Source organism: Proteobacteria bacterium CG1_02_64_396 (assembly GCA_001872725.1).
Lineage (GTDB): Bacteria > Pseudomonadota > MNWR01 > CG1-02-64-396 > CG1-02-64-396 > CG1-02-64-396.
The window spans coordinates 22,702-48,234 of the sequence record MNWR01000092.1; the positions used below are offsets into that span (position 1 = coordinate 22,702).

Annotated in this window: 20 protein-coding genes and 1 tRNA gene; 10 read left to right on the forward strand and 11 right to left on the reverse strand. The window is 63.1% G+C overall.

Features of this window, described 5'->3' with window-relative positions:
• Positions 1-85 precede the first annotated feature (85 nt).
• The 7 genes from AUJ55_10945 to AUJ55_10975 form a co-directional block, all read right to left on the reverse strand.
• Entirely contained in the window at positions 86-448 is a 363-nt protein-coding gene (locus AUJ55_10945; GenBank protein OIO55063.1) for a ribosome-binding factor A, read from the reverse strand.
• Complete coding sequence (locus AUJ55_10950) at positions 445-768, reverse strand: hypothetical protein (protein ID OIO55064.1); 324 nt, start codon at positions 766-768, stop codon at positions 445-447. The genes AUJ55_10945 and AUJ55_10950 overlap by 4 nt, the downstream gene beginning before the upstream one ends.
• A gap of 13 nt (positions 769-781) precedes the next feature.
• Complete coding sequence (locus AUJ55_10955; GenBank protein ID OIO55065.1) at positions 782-3,652, reverse strand: translation initiation factor IF-2; 2,871 nt, start codon at positions 3,650-3,652, stop codon at positions 782-784.
• A 137-nt stretch (positions 3,653-3,789) separates the two neighbouring features.
• Complete coding sequence (locus AUJ55_10960) at positions 3,790-4,374, reverse strand: hypothetical protein (protein ID OIO55066.1); 585 nt, start codon at positions 4,372-4,374, stop codon at positions 3,790-3,792.
• Positions 4,374-5,900: a hypothetical protein gene (locus AUJ55_10965; GenBank protein OIO55067.1), complete on the reverse strand. Its 1,527-nt coding sequence runs from the start codon at positions 5,898-5,900 to the stop codon at positions 4,374-4,376. Before AUJ55_10965 ends, AUJ55_10960 begins: the two co-directional genes overlap by 1 nt.
• A gap of 99 nt (positions 5,901-5,999) precedes the next feature.
• Positions 6,000-6,464 (reverse strand): hypothetical protein, encoded by a 465-nt coding sequence (locus AUJ55_10970; GenBank protein OIO55081.1) that lies wholly within the window; start codon positions 6,462-6,464, stop codon positions 6,000-6,002.
• A gap of 409 nt (positions 6,465-6,873) precedes the next feature.
• Positions 6,874-9,042, reverse strand: a complete 2,169-nt coding sequence (locus AUJ55_10975) for a hypothetical protein (GenBank protein OIO55068.1) — start codon at positions 9,040-9,042, stop codon at positions 6,874-6,876.
• Positions 9,043-9,294: 252 nt separating this feature from the next.
• Between AUJ55_10975 and AUJ55_10980 the strand changes: the two genes are divergently transcribed.
• On the forward strand, positions 9,295-10,713 hold the full coding sequence (locus AUJ55_10980; GenBank protein ID OIO55069.1) for a pyruvate carboxylase subunit A: 1,419 nt from the start codon (positions 9,295-9,297) through the stop codon (positions 10,711-10,713).
• 75 nt (positions 10,714-10,788) lie between these two features.
• Positions 10,789-12,639: an oxaloacetate decarboxylase subunit alpha gene (locus AUJ55_10985; GenBank protein OIO55070.1), complete on the forward strand. Its 1,851-nt coding sequence runs from the start codon at positions 10,789-10,791 to the stop codon at positions 12,637-12,639.
• A gap of 94 nt (positions 12,640-12,733) precedes the next feature.
• On the opposite strand, the gene AUJ55_10990 is transcribed toward AUJ55_10985, so the two are convergent.
• Positions 12,734-13,099: a hypothetical protein gene (locus AUJ55_10990; GenBank protein ID OIO55071.1), complete on the reverse strand. Its 366-nt coding sequence runs from the start codon at positions 13,097-13,099 to the stop codon at positions 12,734-12,736.
• Positions 13,100-13,355: 256 nt separating this feature from the next.
• Here AUJ55_10990 and AUJ55_10995 point away from each other — a divergent pair, with 256 nt between their 5' ends.
• The 6 genes from AUJ55_10995 to AUJ55_11020 all read left to right on the forward strand — a co-directional run bounded on the left by AUJ55_10995 (position 13,356) and on the right by AUJ55_11020 (position 19,772).
• Positions 13,356-16,151, forward strand: coding sequence for a valine--tRNA ligase (locus tag AUJ55_10995; GenBank protein ID OIO55072.1), 2,796 nt, complete (start codon positions 13,356-13,358; stop codon positions 16,149-16,151).
• Positions 16,152-16,262: 111 nt separating this feature from the next.
• Complete coding sequence (locus AUJ55_11000) at positions 16,263-17,108, forward strand: nicotinate-nucleotide diphosphorylase (carboxylating) (protein OIO55082.1); 846 nt, start codon at positions 16,263-16,265, stop codon at positions 17,106-17,108.
• A 6-nt stretch (positions 17,109-17,114) separates the two neighbouring features.
• On the forward strand, positions 17,115-18,134 hold the full coding sequence (locus tag AUJ55_11005; GenBank protein OIO55073.1) for a biotin--[acetyl-CoA-carboxylase] ligase: 1,020 nt from the start codon (positions 17,115-17,117) through the stop codon (positions 18,132-18,134).
• The gene (locus AUJ55_11010) at positions 18,113-18,922 is read left to right on the forward strand and encodes a hypothetical protein (protein OIO55074.1); all 810 of its coding nucleotides are present in this window, start codon (positions 18,113-18,115) and stop codon (positions 18,920-18,922) included. Before AUJ55_11005 ends, AUJ55_11010 begins: the two co-directional genes overlap by 22 nt.
• Positions 18,919-19,551: a hypothetical protein gene (locus AUJ55_11015; protein OIO55075.1), complete on the forward strand. Its 633-nt coding sequence runs from the start codon at positions 18,919-18,921 to the stop codon at positions 19,549-19,551. The genes AUJ55_11010 and AUJ55_11015 overlap by 4 nt, the downstream gene beginning before the upstream one ends.
• A 144-nt stretch (positions 19,552-19,695) precedes the next feature.
• Positions 19,696-19,772 (forward strand) — tRNA-Met (locus tag AUJ55_11020).
• A gap of 461 nt (positions 19,773-20,233) precedes the next feature.
• Here the strand turns inward: AUJ55_11020 and AUJ55_11025 are convergent.
• Both AUJ55_11025 and AUJ55_11030 read right to left on the reverse strand, forming a co-directional pair.
• A complete protein-coding gene (locus AUJ55_11025) occupies positions 20,234-21,760 on the reverse strand; it encodes a sodium-independent anion transporter (GenBank protein OIO55076.1) in 1,527 nt (508 codons plus the stop codon).
• 216 nt (positions 21,761-21,976) lie between these two features.
• On the reverse strand, positions 21,977-22,834 hold the full coding sequence (locus tag AUJ55_11030; protein ID OIO55077.1) for a hypothetical protein: 858 nt from the start codon (positions 22,832-22,834) through the stop codon (positions 21,977-21,979).
• Positions 22,835-23,582: 748 nt separating this feature from the next.
• On the opposite strand from AUJ55_11030, the gene AUJ55_11035 reads away from it, so the two are divergent.
• Positions 23,583-23,816 (forward strand): hypothetical protein, encoded by a 234-nt coding sequence (locus AUJ55_11035; GenBank protein ID OIO55078.1) that lies wholly within the window; start codon positions 23,583-23,585, stop codon positions 23,814-23,816.
• A 125-nt stretch (positions 23,817-23,941) separates the two neighbouring features.
• Here AUJ55_11035 and AUJ55_11040 read toward each other — a convergent pair whose 3' ends face one another.
• Positions 23,942-24,817 carry a hypothetical protein gene (locus AUJ55_11040; GenBank protein OIO55083.1) on the reverse strand — a complete coding sequence of 292 codons (876 nt, stop codon included), beginning with the start codon at positions 24,815-24,817 and terminating at the stop codon, positions 23,942-23,944.
• Positions 24,818-24,952: 135 nt separating this feature from the next.
• Here AUJ55_11040 and AUJ55_11045 point away from each other — a divergent pair, with 135 nt between their 5' ends.
• A complete protein-coding gene (locus AUJ55_11045) occupies positions 24,953-25,336 on the forward strand; it encodes a transcriptional regulator (GenBank protein OIO55079.1) in 384 nt (127 codons plus the stop codon).
• Positions 25,337-25,533 lie beyond the last annotated feature (197 nt).

Below are 25,533 nucleotides of genomic sequence, written 5' to 3' on the forward strand. Positions count from 1 at the left end.
GCCCGGCGCAGCCGCTCGACCACCGCATCGAAGGCGGCGCGGGTATCGGGGCAAGCGGGCAGAGGGAGAATCTTGGCGACGGCGTTCACAGGTTCCTCAAAAGCTCGTCGATCCGCGATCCCTGCTCGAAGGACTCATCCACTAAAAAGCGCAGTTCGGGGGCGCGGCGCAGTTCAAGCTCATGGGCCAGACGGCGTTGAATGTACCCGGCGGCATGGCCCAGCGCCTTGCGCTGTTCGGCCAACACCCCCTGATCGCGCTCCCCCAACACGATGAAGTAGATCGTGGCGACCTGAAGATCGCGGCTGACCTCAACCCCGGAAATGACAATTTGCTTCAACCTGGGGTCTTTCAATTCACCTTTGAGCACCATGGAAGCCACCGAGTCTCGGATGGCCGCCTCAATGCGTCGCGCACGGGGGAAAGCCCGTTTAACCGGTCGTTTCATCGCTCCTCCAAGGCCACGTCGAGCAATGCCAACCGGGGATCCCGAGACAGATCGTCGACAAACAGCGACAGACGGTCCTTCAGGCCCGAGCCGGGACGACCGACGGCGGCAAATGCCAACTCGGCCCGCTGCCAGCGATCCCCCTTGCTAAGGTCGGCGGCGGCAAAACCAGCTTTGGCGGCCCGTTCCACGATGGGATGGACCAGCGCCCGACGCCCCTTGAGCGACTGGGCCTCAGGCAAATGAAGGGACACCACGGCGACCCAAACATCGGCGTCGAGGGTCCCTTCAGGTAGGTTGTCGATCCGCGAAAAAGGCAATCAGGGCGGTCTCTTACAGATCGGCCACGGTGGCAGCGGTCTCCTCGACCACGTAGCACTCGATCACATCCCCGACCCGTAGGTCGTTGTAGTTCTCGATGCCGATACCGCACTCGTAACTCTCGCGCACCTCTTTGACGTCGTCCTTGAAACGGCGCAGCGAGAAGAGCTTGCCTTCGTAGACCACCACGTCGTCGCGCAGCACCCGGATTCCGGCATTGCGTTGCACGACCCCCTTGGTGACGTAGGAGCCGGCGATGGTCCCCATCTTGGGCACCTGGAAGAGATCGCGCACCTCGGCGTAACCGATAATCCGCTCCTTCTTGATGGGGGCCAGCAGCCCCGACATCGCCTCGCGGATCTCATTAACCGCATCGTAAATGATGCTGTAGTAGCGAACGTCGACCCCTTCGCGGTCGATCACCGGCTGCACCTTGGGATTCACCCGGGTGTTGAAGCCGATGATGATGCCGTTCGAGGCAGCCGCCAGCAGGGCGTCCGATTCGACGATGCCGCCGACACCCGAGTGGATGACCTTGACCTTGACCTTGTCGGTCGAAAGTTTCTCGAAGGCATCGCGCAGCGCCTCCACCGAACCCTGGACGTCGGCCTTGACGATGAGGCTGAGGTCGACCGCACCCCCCTCCTGCACCTGGGAGAAGATGTCTTCCAAAGAGGCGTGGACCTTCTTGGAAAGCTGGATCTCTTTGTACTTGCCCTGGCGGAAGTTGGCGACCTCGCGGGCTTTGCGCTCCGACTCGACCACGATGAATTCGTCGCCGGCGTGGGGCACACCCGACAAACCGGTCACCTCGACCGGGTGGGCCGGGGTGGCGCTGAGTACATCTTTGCCATGTTCGTCGATCATGGTGCGCACGCGACCGTACTCGCGTCCCATGACGTAGAAATCGCCCGGTTTAAGGGTGCCGCGCTCCACCAAAATGGTGGCCACGGCGCCGCGACCCCGGTCGAGCCGCGCCTCGATGACCACACCACGGGCCGGACCGGTGGGGTTGGCCTTAAGGTCAAGCACGTCGGATTGCAGCAACACCCCCTCAAGCAAGGCGTCGATGTTCATCCGTTGTTTGGCCGAAACCTGGACAAACATGGTGTCGCCACCCCACTCCTCGGAAACCAGACCGTTGTCGGCCAGTTGCTGGGTCACCTTCTCGGGGTTGGCGCCCGGTTTGTCCATCTTGTTGACCGCCACCACGATGGGAACCTCGGCGGCCCGAGCATGGTGGATCGCCTCAACCGTCTGGGGCATGACCCCGTCGTCGGCCGCCACCACCAGGATCACCACGTCGGTGACCTTGGCGCCGCGGGCACGCATCGAGGTGAAAGCCTCGTGACCGGGGGTATCGAGGAAGGTGATCTGACGACCATCCTCAAGGTGCACAACGTAGGCGCCGATGTGCTGGGTGATGCCGCCCGCCTCGCGGGAGGCGACGTCGGCCGAGCGGATGGCGTCGAGCAAGCTGGTTTTGCCGTGATCGACGTGGCCCATGACGGTGACCACCGGGGGACGGGTTTCGAGGTCCTCTTCGCGGTCCTCGGCAAGCCCCAGCTCTTCTTCGACCAAACTGTCGAGCACCATGACCGCTTTGTGGCCCATCTCTTCGACCACGATCTGAGCGGTCTCGGCGTCGAGGGTCTGATTGATGGTGACCATGGTCCCCATCATGAACAGCTGCTTGACCACATCGCCCGCCTTGACCCCCATCCGCTTGGCCAACTCGGACACGGTGATCGCCTCCGGAATCTTGACCTCACGGGCAATCACTTGGGTCGCAATGGGGGCAGCAACCTTCTTGCGCCCGGCCAAACCACGCCCACCCACCTCGTCGCGGAAACGGTCCTTTTCTTTGCGTCCCTTTTTGCGGCGACTGCGGTCGTCGGTCGGGGCGCCGCCGGGGGCTGCCGGTTGGGTCGCACCGGGAGCGGCAGGGGCGGCGGTCCGTTCGGGACGGGGGGGACGATCGGCCGTCGGCTGCTTGCCGGGACGGGAACGGCTCTCCGGCTCGGCCTTCTTGGCGGGCTCGGGCTTAGGGGCCGCTTTTTTGATCAGTTTGGGACGGAAGATCCCCAGGGTCGGCCCCAAATTGGGGGCGCTGGCCTCGGCATCGGCTTTGGCTTTGGCCTTCTCGGCCTGACTCGGAGCGGCGGGGACGGCGGCACCCTTTGCCCCGGTCTCGACCGGCGCTTTCTTCTCGTCTTTTTTGTCTTTGCCCTTGTTGGCGGGCTTGGGCTGTTCCTTGGGCTTCTCGGCCACGGATGCCACTTTCTTGGCCTCGGCAACCTTGGGCGCAACCGCTTGGGGCTCCACCACGGGGGTCTTCTCGACGGGGGCGACCACCTCGGATTCGGGTCCGGACACGGGAGGTGCAACCTCGACCGGCGCCTCGGGCTGACCCTGGACAACCTCGGGGGCTGCCGGGGTGGCCTCAACCTTGGTTTCGACCGTAGGCTCGACCGGCGCTGCCTCCACCACCGAGGCGGTTGGGACCGGTGCTGGGGTCACGACCTCGTCGATCGGCTCCTCACCCTTCGCCTCGTGTTTGGCATCTTCGGGGCGGACGAAGGTGCGCTTTTTGCGGACCTCGACCTGAACCGAGCGGGAGCGACCCCCCGCCAGACTCTGGCGGATTTCGTCGCTACGCACCTTGCGTTTTAGGGTGATCTTGGTCGGCGCTGCCACATCGCCGCCAGCCTCGGGACGCCCCTCCTCTTGGCGCAACAAGGCCAGAAGGCGGTGCTTGTCCTCATCGCTCACCAGGGAGGTCTCGTCGTCCACATCGACTTCAGCTCGCTTGAGCTGGCGCAGCAGACGTTCGCTGTCCATCCCCAGTTGCCGTGCCAGATCGCTGACCCGCACGTGACTCATGTGACGCCTCCAAACCAAGTTCCACTAAACACAATAGATATGCCGATCGCCGGACCGGCTGTCCACCCCTTGGGGGTGAACCGACGGGGTCCCACCCGGGACCACCGATGATCCAACGAAACCAATGCCGCGCCGTCTTATTCGGCGCTGCTTTCCCGGCTCCACAACCCCAGAGCCGTACAACGACGAGCCTGCCCGAGGAAGGTCGATTCGACCCCCACCACCGCCAATCGACCGCGATCGAGCACCAGCCCCATTCTTTCGGCGGGGGGGCCTAGCAACAGGGCAACCCCGGATTGATCCGACGCCTTTTCAAAGCGATGCCACATGCGCCCGGCAGCGTCGCAAGCAACGACCACCGCGCCACCTGCACCGCCCCCCTGGCGCAACCACTGCTCCACCTCGTCTCCCCCCATCTTCAGGGCGCCCGCCTTCACCGCCAATCCCATCCAGCCGTCCCAGCCTTCAAGCGCCGTCTGGCTGCGCAGGGATTCGAGCTGCCCCCAGTCGGGGGTCGCGGGCCCTTTGAGGCCACGGGGAAAGGGGTTGCGCTTATGGGCCTGAGCCCAGCACTCGGGCGAAAGGCACAGCCAAGCGCCGCGCCCTGGCAGACGGTGAAACCGATCCCACACCAACCGCCCCTCAGGCCCTTGCACAAAGCGCATCAGCGCCTCGGGCTCGAACACCTCACGGCAAACCACACAGGTTCGCTCCGGGGCCATCAGGATTGGGCCGCTTCTTCCTCTTGCCCCCGTTCATCCTCGGTGAACCAGGACTCGCGGGCCTTCATAATCAAACGGGAGGCCTGCGCCCGTTTCATGCCGGGGACCATCTCCATCAGTTCGTCGACCGCCAGTTCGGCAAGATCGTCGACATCTTTAACCCCGGCCTGACCGACGGCGACGGCGACCTCTTCGGTCATCCCCTCCATCTCAATCAATGCGGGGGCGACCCCCAGGTCGCGCAGTTTTTCTTCGCGGCGCAGGGCATCGACCAGCAAGAAGTCACGCGCCCGGTTGCGCAGTTCGCTGGCGATCTCCTCCTCCATCCCCTCGATGGCCATCATCTCCTCCATGGGGACGTAGGCAATCTCTTCGATGGTATGGAAACCCTCCTCGACCAGCACCAGAGCCAGCTCCTCGTCGACCTGCAAAGCGTCGATGAAGGTCTGGATCATGGTCCCGATCTCCTCCTCTTGCTGAGCCACCGCCTCGTCCTCGGTGAGGACATCGAGGCGCCAGCCAGTCAATTTGGAGGCGAGATTGACGTTCTGGCCGCCACGGCCAATGGCGATGGGGTATTGCTCCTCGGTCACCACGACCTCCATGGCGTGTTCGTCCTCGTCGACCACCACCTTGACCACCTCGGCGGGGGCCATGGCGTTGAGGACAAAGGCGGCGGCGTCGCCGCTCCATTCGATGATGTCGATCCGCTCCCCTTGCAGCTCGCCCACCACCGCCTGGACACGGCTGCCGCGTGGACCGATGCAGGCGCCGATGGGGTCGATGCCGCGCTCGGGGGTGAAGACCGCCATCTTGGCGCGCCGACCCGGATCGCGAGCGACCGCCTTGATCTGCACGAACCCTTCGCGGATCTCGGGGACCTCCATCTCGTAGAGACGGACCAGGAAGTTGTTGTGGGTGCGGGAGAGAAAAATCTGCGGCCCCTTCTGGGTCCGCTTCACCCGGGCGATCAAGGCGCGGATGCGGTCACCCTGTCGGAAGCTGTCGCGGGGGATCAAATCGTCGGGCTCGACAATCGCCTCGATGCGACCGATGTCGACCATAATGCCGCGATGATCGACCCGCTTCACCACGCCGGTGACCACCTCGCCGATACGGGGGGTGAAGTCGGAGACGACCCGGTCGCGCTCGGCCTCGCGGACCCGTTGCAGCAGCACCTGTTTGACGGTCTGCGCCTCGATCCGACCCAGGTCTTTGCCCAGGGAGGTTACGGTGATGACCTTGTGGACCTCGCCCCCGACCTCGGCCGCATCGCTGATCGCAAGGGCGGCGTCGAGCTCAAGCTCCTCGTCGGGGAATTCGACCTCGTCGACCACCCTCCAGCGCTCGAAATAGGTCAGCTGACCGTTCATACGGTCGAGTTTGGCCTCCACAGGACGGCCGGGACCCACCCGTTTGCGGGCGGCGGTGGTCAAACCCATTTCAAGGGCGCGGAAGACCGACTCTTTGTCGATCCCTTTTTCCCTGGAAAGGGCGTCCACCTGGCGCAGCAGATCACCGTTCATCTCGGGATGACTCCTTATCGAAACTGTTCGGCGCGGACTTAGGCCGCCACGCCATCGTATCAATGCAAACCTAAAGGGCGCCCCCCTCGGGGGCCGAATTTAATCCAGGTCGAGCTTGGCTTTCGCCACCGCGCCGAACCCGAGGATCAGCGCCTCTTCCCCGGTATCGGGGAGCAGGGTGATCTGTCCATCGACCGCCGCCTCAATCCGTCCCCGGATTTTGTTTTTTCCGGCCAGCGGCTCATGCAGAACCACCACCACCATCCGCCCCACCGCCCGGATCCAGTCTTCCCACTTTTTCAGGGGGCGGGTCAAACCGGGGGAGGAGACCTCCAGGTTGTAGCGGCTTGAGATCGGATCTTCGACATCGAACAGTACCGACAGCTCGCGGGACAGACTGGTCAGATCGTCGAAACCGATACCACCGCCGGGGCGGTCGGCCACGATGAGCAAATGAGCTCCGCCTCGATCCCGCCGCAATTCCACCGACCAGATTTCCAGACCGAGACCCTCGGCCACCGGCTGAGCCAACGCCATAATGCGTTCTTCCACCGGAAGTCCCATGCGCTCAACCCTGATGAACAAAGCCAATAAAAAAGAAAAAGCGGCCCTAGGTGGGGCCGCTTCATTGGGAAGCTTCCGATTCATTCAGAGAACCGACCGGGCGGGTCGACCCCCTTCCACCCGCACCCCTCTGTACAAAGTAGAGGCACGCGCCGCTTCGAAGCGCCCGATGACCCTTGCCGCCAAGCCAACGACCTCAAAGCGGGGCGAATGGTACACAAAGCCCTTTGAGGGTCAAGCCAGCCCGGGGGGAACCTAGGAGTCTGTCGGACTTGAGATCGTCCTACTGCGCCGGCGGGTAATCGGTCCAAATTTCCCCGGTTTTTCGTCACATAGCCACCACTATGATCCTCATTCCCCACTCGGCTCGCTACGGACGCTCAAGCCCGACAGACTCCTAGAAAAACCATCAATGTAGCGCCAGTTGGTGGATCTCCCGATCAGCCCAGCGCAGATGCTGCCCCAACTCTCGGCTCAACGCCTGCAACAGCGCCATCCCGGCATTTTGGTCGACCTGGAGCAGGCGATTGAACCCCTGCTGATCGAGCACCAACAGTTCACACTCCTGGGTGGCCACCGCGTCGGCGGTGCGAGGGCCGGGATCAAGAAAAGCGACCTCTCCGAAGAAAGTGCCGGGGCCGAAGGTCGCCAAACGACGGTGATGGTGGGAGGTGGTTGGCAAGATGATGTCGACTTCGCCACGCACCACCATGTAGAGGGCGTCCTCTTCGTCCCCCGCCTTAAATAGCTTGGTTCTGGGGGGAACCGTGCGCCGCTCCAACACCTGGGACAACAACGCCACCCCCCGATCCCCCAACCCGGAACACAGGGGGTGCTCTTGAATCGGCATCGCCTCCCCCTTGGTGTGGGTGATCAACCCCGCCTCGGCAAAGAGTTTGTCCTCGGCGTATTCGAGCGCCTCGTCGGCGTCGATGAAGGTCCTGGCCCTCTTGCCCGCCCCCGCCGGGTTGATTTTGGCCAACGCCTTGCCCCCCTTGCGCCCCATCCCCACCTGTTTGTGCAGGTTGGCAAAAATCAGCTCGCCTCCGTGATCGCGCAGCCGCCCCGCCATCTGATCGAGGATGCGCATTGCGGTCAGATCGACCTGATCGACCCGCTCCATGTCAAGGATCATCCAATTGGGGCCGTCGAGGTCGTCTTGCACCTCTTCGAGGAGCTTGTCGGCGGTGCCGAAAAAAAGATTGCCGCGCAGGGCAAAATGGACGATGCGCCCCCCTTGTTCGACCAACACGGTCCGCTGCTCCTGGGTGCGGCGCTTCAGCGATGGTCTCACCGCTGCCGTCATCCGCTGCATCACCACCGGCGCCTGCACCTGAAGCCGGACGAACTGCACTACCGCCAGCGCTACCCCGAAGCCGACCGCCACCATCAGGTCGTACCCGACCGTCACCCCAGTGACCAACAACGCCACCAAACCGTCGATCCGGGTGCGACGACGTTGCAGCCACCGAAACAGATCGACATTGAACATCGACCCCAAGGCGACCCCCAGGATGATCCCGGCCAGGGCGCTGATCGGCAGCAGGGCAGTGATCGGCGCAAAAAAGAGGACCATTGCCAGAAAGGTCGCCCCGGTCACCGGGCCGACCCAGCGCCTGCCTCCACTGCGAATCGCCACCACCGTCGCCCCGGTGGTCCCCGCCCCCGCCATGCCGCCCAGTAGCGAATTAACCATTTGGCCAAGCCCCTGACCTACAAGCTCTCTGCGAGCGTCATGGCGGGTACCGGTGGCGACATCGGCCACCACCGAGGTCAGCAGGGTATCGAGGGAGGCAAGGATCGCCAGCGCCAACCCCGAGGCGAGGATCGCCCCCCAAGGCAAACTCGACAGCGCCCCCAGGTGCCAGGGCAGCTCCAACGCCCCCAACGGCGGCAAAGAGCCGATCACCCAGGCCAAGGGAACCTCCCCCGGCCCAAACGCGGCCAGACCGTGGAAGGTCAAACTTCCCACCACCAATCCGGCCACAGAGCCGGGGATCTGCTTCAACCAGCGCGGCAAGAGCAGCATCACCGCCAGGGTGACCCCAGCGGTGAGGGCGGGCAGCCAGCGCCAATCGTTCCACCCCCCCTCCCCCCCCTTGCCCAACATCGGATCGAGCTGAGAGAGCACCATCAGAATCGCCGAGCCCGTGATGAACCCGTTGACCACCGGGAAGGGGATAAACTTAATCAGTCGCCCACCCCCCGATAACCCCAACAACATTTGGAAGACCCCAGCCAAAAGCAGCACCGCCGCAATCGCGGTGGCAAGGTGTTGTCCCGTCAGACCGAGCCCCATCAAGGTCGCCACCGCCCCACCCAACAACACCAAGGTCGGACCGGTGGGGGCGCTAATCAGCCCCAGAGTCCCTCGGAACAGCCCCGAGACCGCACAAAGCACCGCCGCACTGAGCAGCCCCGCCAAAGCGCCCGTGGCGGCCGCAACCCCGGTGGGGGCAAACAGGGTGACCCCAAAAGCCATCGCCTGGGGCAACACCACGGCGGTCGCCGCCAGCGCCCCCCAGCCATCACCCGCCACCAGCCCCCATTGAGCGTTTGTTGGCCCAGTCGATCCCATCGTGACCCCTTTGCGTTTCTGGTACGCCCCCTACTCGGGGCCGCAATGAACCCGATTGAGGATGACTCTACCGCGCCCAAAGGGCCAGCCTCCACCCCCGGGAACCGCACCCCCCCGTTACTTTCGCGGTGAAATGGATATAATCCCGCCCTCTTTCGGGGCCCGAAGGATGGCTCGATTCGCCCCGTGGAGCCTGCACGGTCGTTCCAAAGAATCATCCTCCGGTTCAACAACCTCCTTGAAGGAGTTCGAGTGTTCCGTCGAATCCTGGTCGCCAATCGGGGCGAGATCGCCACGCGCATCATCCGGGCCTGCAAAGAGCTCAACATCGAAGCCGTGGCCATCTACACCCCCCCGGATCGTTTGTCCCTGCATGTCAAAAAGGCCGATCAAGCCTTCCTGTTGGGGGACCATCCGGTTAAGGGTTATTTAAATCCCTACCGCATCGTCGAGCTGGCCCGCGAGGCCCGCTGCGACGCATTGCATCCGGGCTATGGCTTTTTGGCCGAGGATCCCCGGCTGCCCGAGCTGTGTGCCAAATACGGGATCACCTACATCGGCCCCAATGCCGAGGTCATCACCGCCATGGGCGACAAGACCATCGCCCGGCAGACGATGATTAAGGCCGGCATTCCGATCATTCCCGGCACCGAGGACAACTTGGCCAGCGCCGACGAGGCGGTTCAGTGGGCCGAAAAGGTCGGCTTTCCGATCATGCTCAAGGCGACCAGTGGCGGCGGCGGTCGAGGCATTCGCAAATGTGCCGATGCCGAGGAATTGCGGGCCAACTATGAGCGGGTCCTCTCAGAGGCCCAGGCAGCCTTCGGTCGGGCCGATATCTTCCTTGAGAAGGCCATCGAAAACCCCCGCCACATCGAATTTCAGATCATGGCCGACCATCACGGCAACGTGGTCCACCTGTACGAACGCGATTGTTCCATCCAGCGCCGCCATCAAAAGCTGATCGAGATCGCCCCCAGCCTTTTTCTCGACGATGAACTGCGGGCCAAGATGGGGGCCTGCGCCGTCGAGGTGGCCAAGGCGGTCGATTATCGCAACGCCGGTACCGTTGAGTTCTTGGTCGACAAGGACAAGAACTTCTACTTCATGGAGATGAACACCCGGATTCAGGTGGAGCATCCGGTCACCGAGGCGATTACCGGGATCGACATCGTTGCGCTTCAGATCCGCATCGCCGCCGGTGTCCCCATGCCCTACAAGCAGGAAGACATTAAAATTCGGGGCCATGCGGTTGAATTCCGCATCAACGCCGAAGATCCCAAAAACAATTTCACCCCCTCGACCGGCAAGATCTCCCGGTACCACTCCCCGGGCGGCATGGGGGTACGGATCGACGGCACGGCCTACCCCGGCTCTACCATCACCCCCTATTTCGACTCGATGTGCGCCAAAATGACCATCTGGGGCATGACTTGGGAAAAAACCGTTCGGCGCTGCCGTCGAGCCCTGGATGAGTTCGAGATCCGGGGGGTAAAAACCACGATCCCCTACTTCCGGCAGATCGTGCAAACCAAAGCGTTCGAACAGGGCGATTTCGATACTTCGTACATCGACAGCAATCCCGAGCTGCTCCAATACAAAGAGAAACTCAGCCGCGAGGATCTGGCCCTGATTATTTCGGCCACCATCGGCGCCCACCACGGACTCTGATAACAGTCCCTCAAAGAACACCCGATAACCCATATCAAATACTGCGTGGACACGCTGATCGTTTTTGGAGATTCCATGGCTGACATCCGGAACATTCGCATCACGGAAACCGCCCTACGCGACGCGCACCAATCGCTGCTGGCCACCCGCATGCGCACCGAAGACATGCTCCCCATCCTCGAAGAGATGGACCGCGCCGGATACTGGTCCATCGAGGCCTGGGGCGGCGCCACCTTCGACACCTGCCTGCGGTTTCTCAAAGAGGACCCGTGGGAGCGGCTGCGCCAGCTCAAGGCGGGACTGAAAAAGACCCCGATTCAGATGCTGCTGCGCGGTCAGAACATCCTGGGCTACCGCCACTACCCCGACGATGTGCTGCGCAAGTTCATCGACCGCGCTGCCCACAACGGGGTGGGGGTTTTCCGCATCTTCGACGCCATGAACGACCTGAGAAACGTTCGGGTCGCCATCGAACATACGGTGCGCATCGGCGCCCACGCCCAGGGGGCGATCAGTTACACCACCAGCCCGGTCCACACCTCGGCTCTGTTTGTCGAACAGGCCCAGCGCCTGGCCGAGATGGGCTGCCAATCGCTGGTCATCAAAGACATGGCCGGGTTGCTCGACCCCGACACCGCCTTTCATCTGGTTTCTGAGATCAAGCGCAAGGTCGCTCTTCCCCTACATCTGCATTCCCACGCCACCTCCGGCATGGCCTCCATGACCATGCTCAAGGGGATCGAGGCGGGTCTCGACGGTCTGGACACGGCGATCTCCCCCCTGGCGGAGGGGACCTCCCACCCCACCACCGAGGCGATGGTCGCGGCGATCAACGGCACCCCCGGCATCTCCACCGGAATCAAACTGGATTCGTTGTCGCCCATCGCCGATCACTTCCGCCAGGTGCGTAAGCGTTACAAACGGTTCGAGAGCGCCTTCAACGGGGTCGACCCCCGGGTGCTCATCAACCAGATCCCCGGCGGCATGATCTCCAACCTGGCCAACCAGTTGCGTGAACAGGGGGCGCTCGACCGCATGGACGAGGTACTTGCCCAGATTCCGGTGGTGCGTGAAGACTTCGGCTACCCCCCCTTGGTCACCCCCACCAGTCAGATCGTCGGCACCCAGGCGGTGCTCAACGTTTTGACCGGCGAGGAGTACAAGGTCATCACCACCGAGACCAAGAATTACCTCAAGGGGCTGTACGGCAAACCGCAGGGGATCATCGACGAAGAGGTGCGCAAGAAGGCGATTGGCGACGAAGGGGTGGTGACCTGCCGTCCCGCCGACCTGCTTGAGCCCGAGATGGACAAGCTCACCCGCGAGTTGGGCGACCGGGCCAGGTCGACCGAGGATGTGCTCTCCTACGCCCTGTTCCCCCAGATCGCCCTGGAGTACTTCGAAGAGCGGGCCAGCGGTCATTTCCGCCCCGAACCCCTCGAAGAGCCCCAAAAGAGCGCAACCACCAGTACCGGCGCCCCAATCCTGGCCCCCACCGAGTTCAACGTCTCGCTGCATGGCGAAACCTTCCATGTGGTGGTGGCCGGCGTCGGCCATAAAGAGAACGATCTGCGTCCCTATTTCATCCGCATCGACGATGCGCTTGAAGAGGTTCTGGTCGAACCGTTGGTCGAGGTACTCCCCTCCCAAGGTGGCGAGGTCGACACCAAGAAGCGCAAGGGTGGCGCCAGCCGCCGTCCCCGCCCCAGCCACGACGGCGATGTCGGCGCCACCATGCCCGGCACCGTGGTTGCGGTGAAGGTGACGGTGGGCGATAGCGTCAAGGCGGGCGATGCTGTGTTGGTGATCGAGGCGATGAAGATGGAGAGCGAGATCCACGCCGCCGTCGACGGCAAGGTTGAAGAAATTTTCGTTGAGGTGGGCGACGCCATTAACCCCGACGAGACCTTGATTCAAATCCGCTGACCGAGCCGTTTTGGCCAGCTTTGAGGCCCAAAACAAAAAAGCCCGAACCGGCTGCCGGTTCGGGCTTTTTTATTGGGATGATGGCGACGTCGGACTAGCGGCCCGTCCCCCCGAGAATATCGCGCACCGCCTGTTTCAGAGTAGCAAAGGTGTAGGGCTTGAGCAGGTAGCCGAGGTGGGGCTGATCCAAGGCATCGCGGCGCGGCTCGCTGCCGGTTACCAGCAACACCGGGCACACGGGGGCCAATGCATGGATTTGTTCGGCGACCTCAACACCGTTCAAACCCGGCATATGAAAATCGAGAATCACCAAATCGAAGGGTCGACCCGCCTTGAACAAGGCCAGCGCCCCCGCCCCATCATCGGCCACCTCGACCTCAAACCCGTCGCTTTCGAGGATTTCCCTACCCAACTCCAGCAACATGGGTTCGTCATCAACCAAAAGAACCCGTGTCTGCACGGCAACCCCCTCATCGATTATCGAAAACGTCAAAACATCTGTAAGACGGTAACACCCCCGATGTTAGGTGCAACCTTCGGTAGAACGTGGGATCCGCCGCACAACCGCTCAACATTTCATGCCGCTTTCGGTATCGTTGCGCCCCGCGTCGCACCCTTCACCCCCGGCGCGGCGCCGACACACGGATGTCACTTTCCCAGCCAATCGTTTATTGCCTTTTTCGCCCCCTTAACGGGGCTCGACACGGTAGATCCTCATGTCCTCAGCCCAGCTTGACAAAGCCTACGACCCCCGCCCCACCGAAACCCGCTGGTACCAGATTTGGGAGGCCTCGGGCGCCTTCGCCCCCAAAGGCGAGGGGGACGACCCCTTCTGCGTCATGCTGCCGCCGCCGAACGTTACCGGCAGCCTGCACATGGGCCACGCCTTCCAAGACACCATCATGGACATCCTCACCCGCTACCACCGCATGAAGGGGCGTCCCGCCCTGTGGCAGCCGGGGACCGACCACGCTGGGATCGCCACCCAGATCGTGGTGGAACGCCAGCTCGAAGGGGAAGGACGTACCCGCCACGACCTGGGGCGCCACGCCTTCATCGAGCGGGTTTGGCAGTGGAAGGGGGAATCGGGGGGGACCATCGTACAACAGCTGCGCCGTATGGGGGCCTCCTGCGACTGGTCGCGCGAGCGCTTCACCATGGACGAAGAGCTGTCTCAAGCGGTGGTCGAGGTCTTCGTCAGCCTCTTCGAAGAGGATTTGATCTACCGGGGCAAACGGCTGGTGAACTGGGACCCCGTTTTGCGCACCGCCGTAAGCGACCTGGAGGTGATCAGCGAAGAGGAGCAGGGGTCGATGTGGCATCTGCGTTACCCCATCGTGGGGGATAGCGGCTATCTGGTGGTCGCCACCACTCGACCCGAGACGATGCTGGGGGATCAGGCGGTAGCGGTTAGCCCCGAGGATGAGCGCTACAAAGATTTGATCGGACGCAGGCTCATCCTGCCGCTCACCGGTCGCACCATCCCGGTGATCGCCGACGATTACGTCGATCCCACCTTCGGAACCGGCTGCGTCAAGATCACTCCGGCCCACGACTTCAACGACTACCAGGTCGGCAAACGACATGATCTGGATCTGCTCAACATCTTCACCGAAGACGCCAAAATCAACGACGCCGCCCCCGAGCAATACCGGGGGCTGGACCGCTATGAGGCACGCAAGAAGATCGTCGCCGACCTCGACGCCGAAGGGCTGCTCGAAAAGATCGAACCCCACAAGTTGATGGTGCCCCGGGGCGACCGCACGGGGGTGGTGATCGAGCCCTACCTGACCGATCAATGGTATGTGCGGGTCGGCCCGCTGGCCGAAAAGGCGATCAAGGTGGTCGACAGCGGGCAGATCCAGTTCGTCCCCGAAAACTGGAGCAAGACCTACTACGACTGGATGCACCGCATCGAAGACTGGTGCATCAGCCGCCAGATTTGGTGGGGGCATCAGGTTCCAGCCTGGTACGGCCCCGACGGGGAGGTCTTCGTCGCCCGCAGCGACGAAGAGGCCCACCACAAGGCGGCGCAGCACTACGGCATGGCGGTGACGCTGGAGCGAGACCACGACGTGCTCGACACCTGGTTCTCGTCGGCTTTGTGGCCTTTCACCACCCTGGGCTGGCCCGACAAAACCCCCGAACTTGAGCAGTTCTACCCCACTTCGGTGCTGGTGACCGGTTTCGACATCATCTTCTTCTGGGTCGCCCGGATGATCATGATGGGCAACAAGTTCGCGGGGGATGTCCCCTTCCGTAAGGTCTACATCCACGGCCTGGTGCGCGATGCCGAGGGGCAGAAGATGAGCAAATCGAAGGGGAACGTGCTCGATCCCCTCGATTTAATCGACGGCATCGAGTTGGAGGCGCTGGTCGCCAAGCGGACCGGCAATCTGATGAACCCCAAGCAGGCCGAGAAGATCGCCAAGGCGACCCGCAAGGAGTTCCCGGAGGGGATCCCCTCCTTCGGCGCCGATGCCGTGCGCATGACCTTCGCTGCCTTGGCAACCCAAGGGCGGGACGTGCGCTTCGATCTCAACCGGGTGGGGGGCTACCGCAACTTCGTCAACAAAATCTGGAACGCCGCCCGCTTTGTGTTGATGCACACGGGCGAGCTGCAGAACACCGGGCCTGCGGGCAGCAACCACATCATCGACCGCTGGATCGTCTCGCAACTGGCCCGCACCGTGATCGATGTTGAAAAAGGGATCGAGGAGTACCGCTTCTCGGACGCCGCCCATCATCTGTATCAGTTCGTTTGGGGCACCTTCTGCGACTGGTACATCGAGCTAAGCAAGCCCCGTCTGGCGGAAGGGGGCAAAGCGGCCGAGGCGGCCATCGTCACCGCTGTCGATGTGCTCGAACAAATCCTGCGTCTGGCCCACCCGATCATGCCCTTCATGACCGAGGAATTGTGGCAGGCGGTGGCACGGACCCGCTTCGGGTCCGAAAACCGGGGGGGATACGACACCCCCACCGGACGGCTCTTGATGACCGAACCGTTCCCGACGGCGGGGGCCGTCGACGAGCAGGCCGAAACCGAGATCGCCCTGGTGCAGGGGGTGGTCGGTGCCATCCGCACCGTCCGCGGCGAGCTGAACGTCAATCCCGGCAAGCAGGTCGAGGCCTACCTTGCCGGGGCCGACGAGGCACAGCAGGCGCTGCTGACCGGCCACATCGCCCTGATCGCCTCCCTGGCCCGGCTCGAAACCCTGCGCTTCGCTTCACTGGAAGAGACCCCCGAGGGTGGCGTCGCCCAGTTCGGCAACCTGACCACCACCATCCCCATGGCGGGGTTGATCGACGTGGCTGCCGAGCGGGCGCGGCTCGAAAAGGAGCTGGGCAAGCTGCAAAAAGAGCTGGAGCGGACCGCAGGTAAACTGAGCAACCCCAACTTCCGAGACAAAGCCCCCCCCGAGGTGCTGGCCAAAGAGGAGGGCAAGCTGGCCGAATTTGAGGCCGAGATGGCAGGGATGCGGGAGTCTTTGGCAAAGTTGGAGCGGCTGTAGTCCATCAAACCCTTGAATCGCAGCTCCGAGATTCGTAGGAGCGCCGCCCTCGGCGCGATGATTCAAACCCCATCGCCCCGCCGCGATAACCCTGCCCTATCCGAGGCCCCCATGACCCTACGCGACCCCTTGATCGAAGAACTCGCCCGTCTGGCGGTGCTGGAGGATGTCGGCACCGGCGACCTGACCACCCGCGCCACCACCCCCCACGGCTGCGTCCGCGCCGATTTGGTGGTCAAGCAGGCGGGGGTGGTGGCCGGGTCGGCCTGGATCGCGGCGGTCTGCCGTCAGGTCGACCCCGACATCGCCATCGACTGGCATGCGGTCGACGGCGACTTCTTGCAGCCGGGGGCGATTTGGTGTTCGTGGCAGGGGGAGGCAGCCTCGATCCTGGTCGCCGAACGGCCCGCCCTGAACGGTGCCATGATGCTCGGCGGCATCGCCACCCTGACCCACCAGATGGTGAAGGCCATCGCGGGAACCGGCGCCAAACTGCTCGACACCCGCAAAACCGCGCCGGGAATGCGTGCCCTGGCCAAGGCTGCGGTACGGGCCGGGGGGGGATTCAACCACCGCATGGGACTCTTCGATGGGGTGTTGATTAAAGACAACCACATCGCCGCCGCCGGGGGGATCGCCGAGGCGGTGGCCCACGTGCGGGGCCGTATTCCGACCACCCTCAAGGTCGAAATCGAATGCGGCGAGATTGAGCAGGTCGAGCAGGCCTTAGAAGCGGGGGCCGAGATCATCATGCTCGACAATATGGATCTAGAGACCATGCGCGAGGCGGTGCGCTTGATCGGCGGGCGGGCCAAGGTCGAGGCAAGCGGCAACGTTACCCTAACGACCATCCGCGCCATCGCCGAAACCGGGGTCGATTACATCTCCAGCGGCGCCCTGACCCACTCGGCCCCAGCGCTTGATCTATCGCTACGCATCAATGCTCCCAACCCCTGACCCCCCATGCCCGATAACGCCTTAGCGACCACCATTTTGGGCGCCCTCATGGCCGCCAATCGCCCCCGCTCCGGGGGTGAGCTGGGGACGGTGGCCGGGGTGAGCCGGGCGCGGGTATGGCAGGCGATTGAAACGCTGCGCCGCCGGGGCCACACCATCCACGCCGTGGCGGGGGTCGGCTATCGCTGGGTCGACGACGGCGGCGCCGGGGAACGGCTCGATCCAATCACGGCGGCGGCGACCCTGTCCCAGCGCCTGCCCTGGCTCGGGCCGGTGGTCGCCACCGCAGAGACCCCCTCGACCAACGCCAGCGCCATGGCGGCGATTCGCGACGGCAACCCAACCGAATGGAGCCTGTGGCTGAGCGACCGGCAGACGGCGGGGCGGGGGCGCCTCGGGCGCACCTGGATCACCCCCCCCGGTCGCAACCTCGCCTTCTCGCTGATCCTCACCCCCCCCTGGCCCCCCGGCGAGGCGGCCAGTCTAACGCTGACCACCGCCGTGGCCCTCTTCGACGCCCTGTGCGACATCGCCCCGGCGCTGGCCCCCGATTTGAAAATCAAGTGGCCCAACGACCTGATGCTGCAAGGACGCAAACTGGCCGGGATCCTCACCGAGCTTGAGGCGGAGATCGATCGCATCCACGGAGTGGTGATCGGGCTCGGGGTCAACGTATTGGGCAGCAGCGACGATTTACCCGACGATCTAACGCGCCGCACCGTCACCGTTGCGCAGGTGTTGGGGCGCAAAATCGACCGGCTTGAGCTGCTGATCGCTTTTCTAGAACGACTGCGCTCCGCCTATCTGCTGCACCTGGAGCACGGATTCGAGGCGATCCGCCAAGGGTGGTGGGATCGGGCCGGGATCGAGCGGCAACGGGTGAGCGGTTTTGACAAGAACGATCCCACACACATCGCCTCGGTGGTGGGGATCGATCCCGGCGGCGCCCTGCTCCTACTCGACGAAAACGCCCATCTTGTTCGTATCTCAGCGGGGGAATTGACGTGGCACGATCTGGCCTATTGATCGCCATCGACATCGGCAACAGCCACTGGGTGGTCGGCCTGACCCACGGTCGCCAAACCCTGGGAGAATGGCGGATGGAAACCAAGGCCGAGCGGACCGCTGACGAATACATCGCCCTACTCAAATCGATCATGACCCTCGATCAGGCGGCCCGAGAGGTCGACGGGGTGGCGATCACCTGCGTCGTCCCCGCCATGGTGCCGGTGGCGGTCGAGCTGGCGCAGCGGCTCTTCCACAAAGAACCTCTGGTGGTGGGGCCTGGGGTTAAAACCGGGCTCTCGCTCAAGGTCGACCAACCCCGCGAGGTCGGTCCCGACCGCATCGTCAACGCAGTGGCGGGGGTCGACCGGGTCGGCTTCCCCATGGTGGTGGTCGATTTCGGTACCGCAATTACCTTCGATGTGGTCGACCAGGGGGGCAATTACCGGGGGGGGGCCATCGCGCCGGGGATCGGGCTTTCGGCCAAGGCGCTCTTTCAAGGGGCGGCCCGCCTGAGCGCCGTCGAGTTGACCCCACCCCCCAGCGCCATCGGCCACAACACGGTCGACGCCATCCGCTCGGGGCTGCTGCTCGGCTACGCCGGGCTGATCGAGGGGCTTTTGGCCCGTATTCAAGCCGAGTTGGGGGTCGACAAGCTGCCGGTGATCGCCACGGGGGGGTGGGGCGCCACCTTGGCCCCGCTGTGCCCCGCCATCGACCTGTACGATCCCCACCTGACCTTGACGGGGCTGGTTTTGATCTGGCATCGCCATTTCGGCCTGCCGCTGCCGGAGACCTCGGAAGTATGAGCCCCCGCGCCACCTTTGCGCTGGTTACCCTACTCTGTGCCGGAGCGCTGGGGGGGGGCTGGTGGTGGCAGCATCAAGGGGGGGGCAGCACCGCCATCGGCGGTCTCTTCCAGCAGCCCCCTCCCCCGCCACCCCCACCCGACCATCGCCTCTACCGCATTTTCGTGGCCGAATACCACCTGGATGCCGCCAAGAACCACCTAGTCGACCGGTTGCACGAGGTGGGGCTCGATCCCCAAGTAGAGACGGTGGTCGAGCAGAACACCCTTAAAGCGGTCGTCATCGGCCCCTACAACAGCCGGGCTGCAGCCGACCAAGCCACTGCCGAGATCCGCAAGATGGGGGGTCAACTCAAGGATGTCTGGGTCGCCGAGGAAGATGGCCATTTCTGGGCTCGAACCGGCGCCTTCTTCTATCCCCAGAACGCCTTGAATCTGCAAGCGAAGTTGCTGCAAGAGCAGTATCCGGCCCAAATTCGCCGCATCGGCACCGACCAAACCCAATTCCGCATCTATCTGGGTCCCTTCGAGGGTAAGGACCGTGCCCTGGCCATTGCCCAAAAGGTGCTGGATTTGGGGCTGCCCGCACCGGGGTTGATGCCGGTCGCTGAGAACACAGCGCCCCCTTGAGCGCCGCACTCCTGTTGAACGTCACGACATCGCCGATTTCCTCGATTTTTTCGCTTTTGACCGTTGACTTCCCGTCCTTGCTTCCTAGAATCCCGCTCCCGTTTCGGTTCGACCCTCCTTCCCCGAGTCGAAACGGATTGATGTGGCGGCGTAGCTCAGTTGGTTAGAGCAGCGGAATCATAATCCGCGTGTCCGGGGTTCAAGTCCCTGCGCCGCTACCAAACAAAAAAAGGGCTTACGAGCAATCGTAAGCCCTTTTTTTGTTGCCAAAGCCGACACGAACACCCTGCGTGGGAACACCTTAAGGAAACGCTGATTAAAGGCCTCCTGCCTTTTTCAGCGACGCTTCGCAAAAACCAAAAATAGTCGCCCTGAGGCGAGTGGTAGGAGCGCCGCCCTCGGCGCGATGGCGTCCCGCCCCCCGCAGCGGCCCCATCCCACCCAGCGCTGTCGCCCCCGCGACCGCGGGATCCCCGCCTGCGCTGGGATGACACGCCAGGATGGGGGCTTCGGCTCAGGCCTGGACCGACGCAGGCGCCACTGCGCGAGGAGGCACCCCGTGGCCGAACCTCAAGTGGCTGCTTCGGCGACGGGGTCGCCTCCTACGACAGCGCACCACTGTGGCGGCCCATCCGTGGGTCGCTCGGAAGCGCTAACCAATCAGCGCTTCCCTAAAAATCAATCAGGCCAGTCTGTCGCTCGCCACCCGGTAACGGGGGTCGGTCTGCATGTCAACCTCGACCAAATCCCCCGATTTTTCGAGCAGGGCGCGACATTCAGGGCTGAGGCGGGTCAGACGGATCGTCTTGCCCAACTTGCGGTAGCGCTCAGCGACGCTGTCGATCGCCTCAATGCCGGAGTGGTCGTAAACCCGGGTGTGGCGGAAGTCGATTCGCACCCGCTCGGGATCCTCGGCGGGATCGAAGAGCAGGCCAAAGTTGTGGATCGAGGCGAAGAACAGCCCCCCTTGCAGCTCGTAGACCCGCTCCCCGTCCTCAGCGTCGTAAACCTTGGCATCCATGCGCCGCGCCGCCTGCCAGGCAAACACCAGCGCCGAGACGATCACCCCGACGATCACCGCAATGGCCAGATCGGTCAGCACCGTGACCACCGCGACCAGAATCCCCACGAAGGTATCGGCGGGGGGGATCTTGCCGATCAGGCGGAACGAGCCCCACTCGAAGGTGCCGAGCACGACGATGAACATCACCCCGATCAGGGCGGCCAGCGGAATCATCTCGATCAACGAGGAGGCGAAGAGGATGAAGATCATGAGGAACGCCGCCGCCGAGATCCCCGACATCCGCCCAAGTCCCCCTGAGCTGATGTTGATCATCGACTGCCCGATCATGGCGCACCCCCCCATGCCGCCGAACATGCCAGTCACCACGTTGGCGCTCCCCTGTCCGATGCACTCCTTGTTGCCCCGCCCCCGGGTTTCGGTGATTTCGTCGATCAGGGTCATGGTCAGAAGCGACTCGATCAGCCCGATGATGGCGAAGATGAAGCTGTAGGGCAGGACGATCCACAGGGTTTCTAGGGTCAGCGGCACAGCGGGGATGTGGAATTCGGGCAACCCCCCGGCGATGGAGGCTAGGTCGCCCACCGAGCGCACATCGAGGTTCAGCCCCATCACCAAAGCGGTGACCACGATGATCGCCGCCAAGGATGAAGGGATCGCCTTGGTCAGCTTGGGCAGAAAATGAATGATCGCCATGGTCAGGGCGATCAGCCCCAGCATCAGCCCCAGCGCCGGGCCGCTCATCCAGTGTTGGACCCCGTCGGCACCCTCCACCTGAAAGTGCTGGAGCTGCGCCAAAAAGATGACCAGCGCCAGACCGTTGACGAAGCCGAGCATCACCGGGTATGGCACCATGCGGATGAATTTACCCAGCCGCAGCACCCCGAAGCCGATCTGAATGACCCCCATCAGCACCACGGCGGCGAAGAGGTACTCAACCCCGTGGGAGGCGACCAATTCGACCATGACCACCGCCAGCGCCCCTGTGGCTCCAGAAATCATGCCGGGACGCCCGCCGATGGCGGCGGTGATGAACCCGACCATGGCGGCGGCGTAGAGGCCGACCAAAGGGTGGACCCCGGCCACGAAGGCAAATGCGACCGCCTCGGGCACCAGGGCCAGGGCGACGGTGAGGCCGGAGAGGATGTCGTCTTTGAGGGAGGTGTGGTGACCGCGCAGGGAAAACATGGGGCTGCCGACTTTCTTCATAGGGGCGGGAGAAAAGCCGCGGACCCTACAGGAATGAACCCCTGAAAACAAACTGGAATGGTCGGGAATACACAAAGGGTTCAGGGAAGGGTGAACCGCAGGGGGACTCCCGGGTGAAGCGAGAATGGCAATCCCCTGGGACGCCAATCGATGATCCGGCGTCGCACTGCCACGGGGTTCCCGCCCGACTCGTGGTTACCTCAATACAGCCACACTACCGTTCTTGATGGCCTTCAGACCACGGTGGACACGAGGCCAGTCGATCGATTCTGGCTGGCGCGCCATATTGTGGTACGGGCCGCGTCGATCCAAGAACCACACGATGCGTGCATAGAGCATGTCGCCCGCCACCCCACCCAACCGATCCGCAGAGATCTCGGCAAATGCCTCCCACTCTCCGGGTTCTCCAAACCAACGCGGCATCAAATGCCATGCTTTGCGAAAATAGTAGGCGGTGTAGGTGGGCTCGTTGGCAATGGCCTGTTGAAACAGCCGCTCATAGGGTTCCCGTTCCCATCCGGAAAGGGCGATGCGCTGGAACGCCGCCAACCAACCGGGACAACGGGTCCCATGTTCTTGAACAGCCAGCAAAGCCTGGGTTGCCTCCTCCAATCGATCATCAAATAACTGCCACTGGCTCTGAGACACATCTTTGGACCAACCGTAGCTGCGTCCAAAAAAGGCGTACCCCACCTCACACTCGGCAAGCGCCACATGTGCGGTCACCGAGTCGGGGTTTTCGGCAACCCATTGCTTCAATCGCTTGAGCCGTTGTTCCCAGTTCTCCTCGGAAGCGGTGCGCAGGTAGTACGACATGCCGTCGTAAAAAACACTCAGCTTCCATTCCCCATCTGAAAACATCTCCTTCGAAGCGCGGAATTTCGAAGCCAATGCCTCAAGCTCGGCGAACTTCCCCGACAGCAACAACCGTTCGGCCTGTTGTTGCAACCCTTGCTTCATTGCCAACTCTTGCTGGTAGACGCCGGCCTCCTGTTGCCAAACGACCGAATCCGCCGCCCCTGCCGACAATGGTTGGAACAGCCCCAACAACATCGAGATGAGTATGACCGCGCGTTGGACGCGATCCCCTCTTGGAGATCGGGTGTTGGGTGCCGAACCTCCCGATTCAACCGAAGCAAAACCTACTTGGGCGGGTACGGCCATCGCGACTACGGGGATCAATCTAGGAGTCTGTCGGACTTGAGATCGTCCTACTGCGCCGGCGGGTAATCGGTCCAAATTCCCCCGGTTTCTCGTCACATAGCCACCACTATGATCCTCAAAACCGTGAAAATTTGGCCTCGATTCCCCACTCGGCTCGCTACGGACGCTCAAGCCCGACAGACTCCTAGGGAAAAACGAGGGCATCTCAACCTCCAGTGTCTGAGTGATTCAGTTGGGTCCATCGGAGTTTATCAACGTGCCATCGCTCTTGGCGAATGACAACCCTTTCCCACCATTCAGGGGGTGGCCGTCCCAGTCGAGCGGTGCCTCGAACAGGTGGATGTCGATGAAGCCCGACAAAAGGGGTCCGACAGGAAAACCGCCCCGTCCATTGCCATTGCAACCGCGTCCGCATCGAGTTGAAGATTGATCCCCAATGATGGACGGCGTTGGTCGGTGTCAACCCAAAACACGGTTAAACAACGCCCCGCTCCACCATCGGACCAAGAAAGGAATCTTCCACCATGCGCCGACGCCTCTCGATCCTGCTGCTTCTGCCCGTCCCTTGGATTGCCCACGCCGAGGTCTTTGAATCGGGGATGGGGATGCTCTTCGAGGCGGACCGACCGACCGCGCCATGACCGAACACGACATCATCGCCGCCTTTTGGCGTTTGTTTGAGGCCCCGCTGATTTGGACCGGCGAGATCATCCTGTTCATCGTGAGCTTTGGAAAACATCGCCCCCGTTGGGACCTCTACCAAACCGAACGGGGCAGCCGCTGGGCCTTTTTCTCAGAGATCAGCTGGTGGATCGGCGCATTGTTCTGGCTGGGGGTTATGGTTGCGGTGTGTGCGTCTTGGGGGACGTAACCCGTGCGAAATGGGTGCGCCCCATCCCTCGGCTCCACCCCGAAATGTTGGCGCGATGAACGTGGGGTCGGGCGGATCGGCGTCAGCGCGTCCACCCGACCGCCACATCCATCACCATCCTCCGTTTATACAAACCGCTTCACGTACTCCTCGACCCCCATCAACGCACCGCCCGCCAAACGCTCGGCATCGTGCGACGTCGCCGCCATCTCCCCCGCCGCCACCGCCGCGTACATCCCCAGAAGCGCCTCGACCAGGTAAGGAGGCAGGCCGAACTGGGCGAGCATGGCGCCGAACTGCTCGGGATCGGCATCGACCGCCTGAATCGTTTTGCCACTGGCCGCCGACAACGCCGCCGCCACCTCGCTCAAATCGAGCGCCCGGGTTCCGGCGATTTCGTAGGTTTTGCCCTCGTGCCCCGACTCGGTCAGCACGGTCGCCAACGCCCGAGCGATGTCACCCCGCCCGATGTAGGCGACCTTGCCCGTCGCCCCCGGCTGGGCCAGAACGCCGCTCTCCAAGGCGTGGGGGATGGCGCTGTCGAGGTTTTCGAAATACTGGTTGTTGCGCATCAAGGTGTAGTCGAGCCCCGAAGATTTCAGATAGTCCTCGGTGTCGCCGTGGACCGCCCCAAAGGTGAACAAACTCGCAGGACTGGGATTGCTGAAGCTGGTGTAGACCACCCGCTTGACCCCGGCGTGCTTGGCAGCATCGATGGCGGCGCGGTGCTGGGCGATGCGCAGCTCGTTGGGGGCGTCGCCCGAGATCAGCAGCAGCACCTCACCACCAGCAAAAGCGGCCTCCAGGCTGGCAGCATCGCCGAAGTCGGCCCGAACGGTGGCGGCCCCTTGCGCGGCAAAGGGGGCAAGTTTGGCGGGATCGCGGCTGGTCAGACGCAGCTTGTCGGTGGACAGCCCCCGGTCGAGCAACGCTTGGGTGGTCAGGGTTCCGAGGTGACCGGCGGCGCCGGTGATGACGATGAAGGGGGATGCGCTGCTCATGGATTGCTCCTTGGGGTTGGGAACCATCGGTTCCTTGAGTAGGATTGGTTCCTTCAAGATACCGATCAACATCCCACCCGCAAGAAGGGTGGAAAAAGTCACCTGGTTACCGCCACGTCACCTTTGGAGTCCGAAATGGTTCTACGCCCCTGCAAAGCCAGCGCCGACTGGTCTCACCGCTGCCCGGTTCGTGACGTTCTCGACCGGGTCAGCGACCGTTGGAGTGTGTTGGTCCTGCATACCCTGCAACCGGGGACAATGCGATTTACCGAACTCAAGCGGGCCATCGGCGACATCTCGCAGCGGATGCTGGCCCAGACCCTGAGGCGTCTGGAGGAGGACGGCATGGTCACCCGCACCGTCCACCCCACCGTCCCCCCCAAGGTCGAATACACCCTCACCCCACTGGGGGCCTCGTTGATGGAACAGATGGAGGGATTGGTGCGGTGGGCGTCGATCAACCATGACGCGGTGCGGCAGGCGCGCAGCAGGTATGCCGAGGCAGTGTCATTGGACTGAAAGGGGGAGTGCGAAAGGGAGGCGCTGATCCCAATCGGGCCACCGAAGGCTGTGGGAACGGATTTCGATCCGCGAATGAGGCGGCAACACTGGCGTCCCAACCCCACCCTCACTCGATGCCCCCAAAGATACAGGGAAGTTGGAGGTGAGGGATCATGCTACGGGCAGGGGGTGGGGGCGACAGCGCTGGGGGGGAT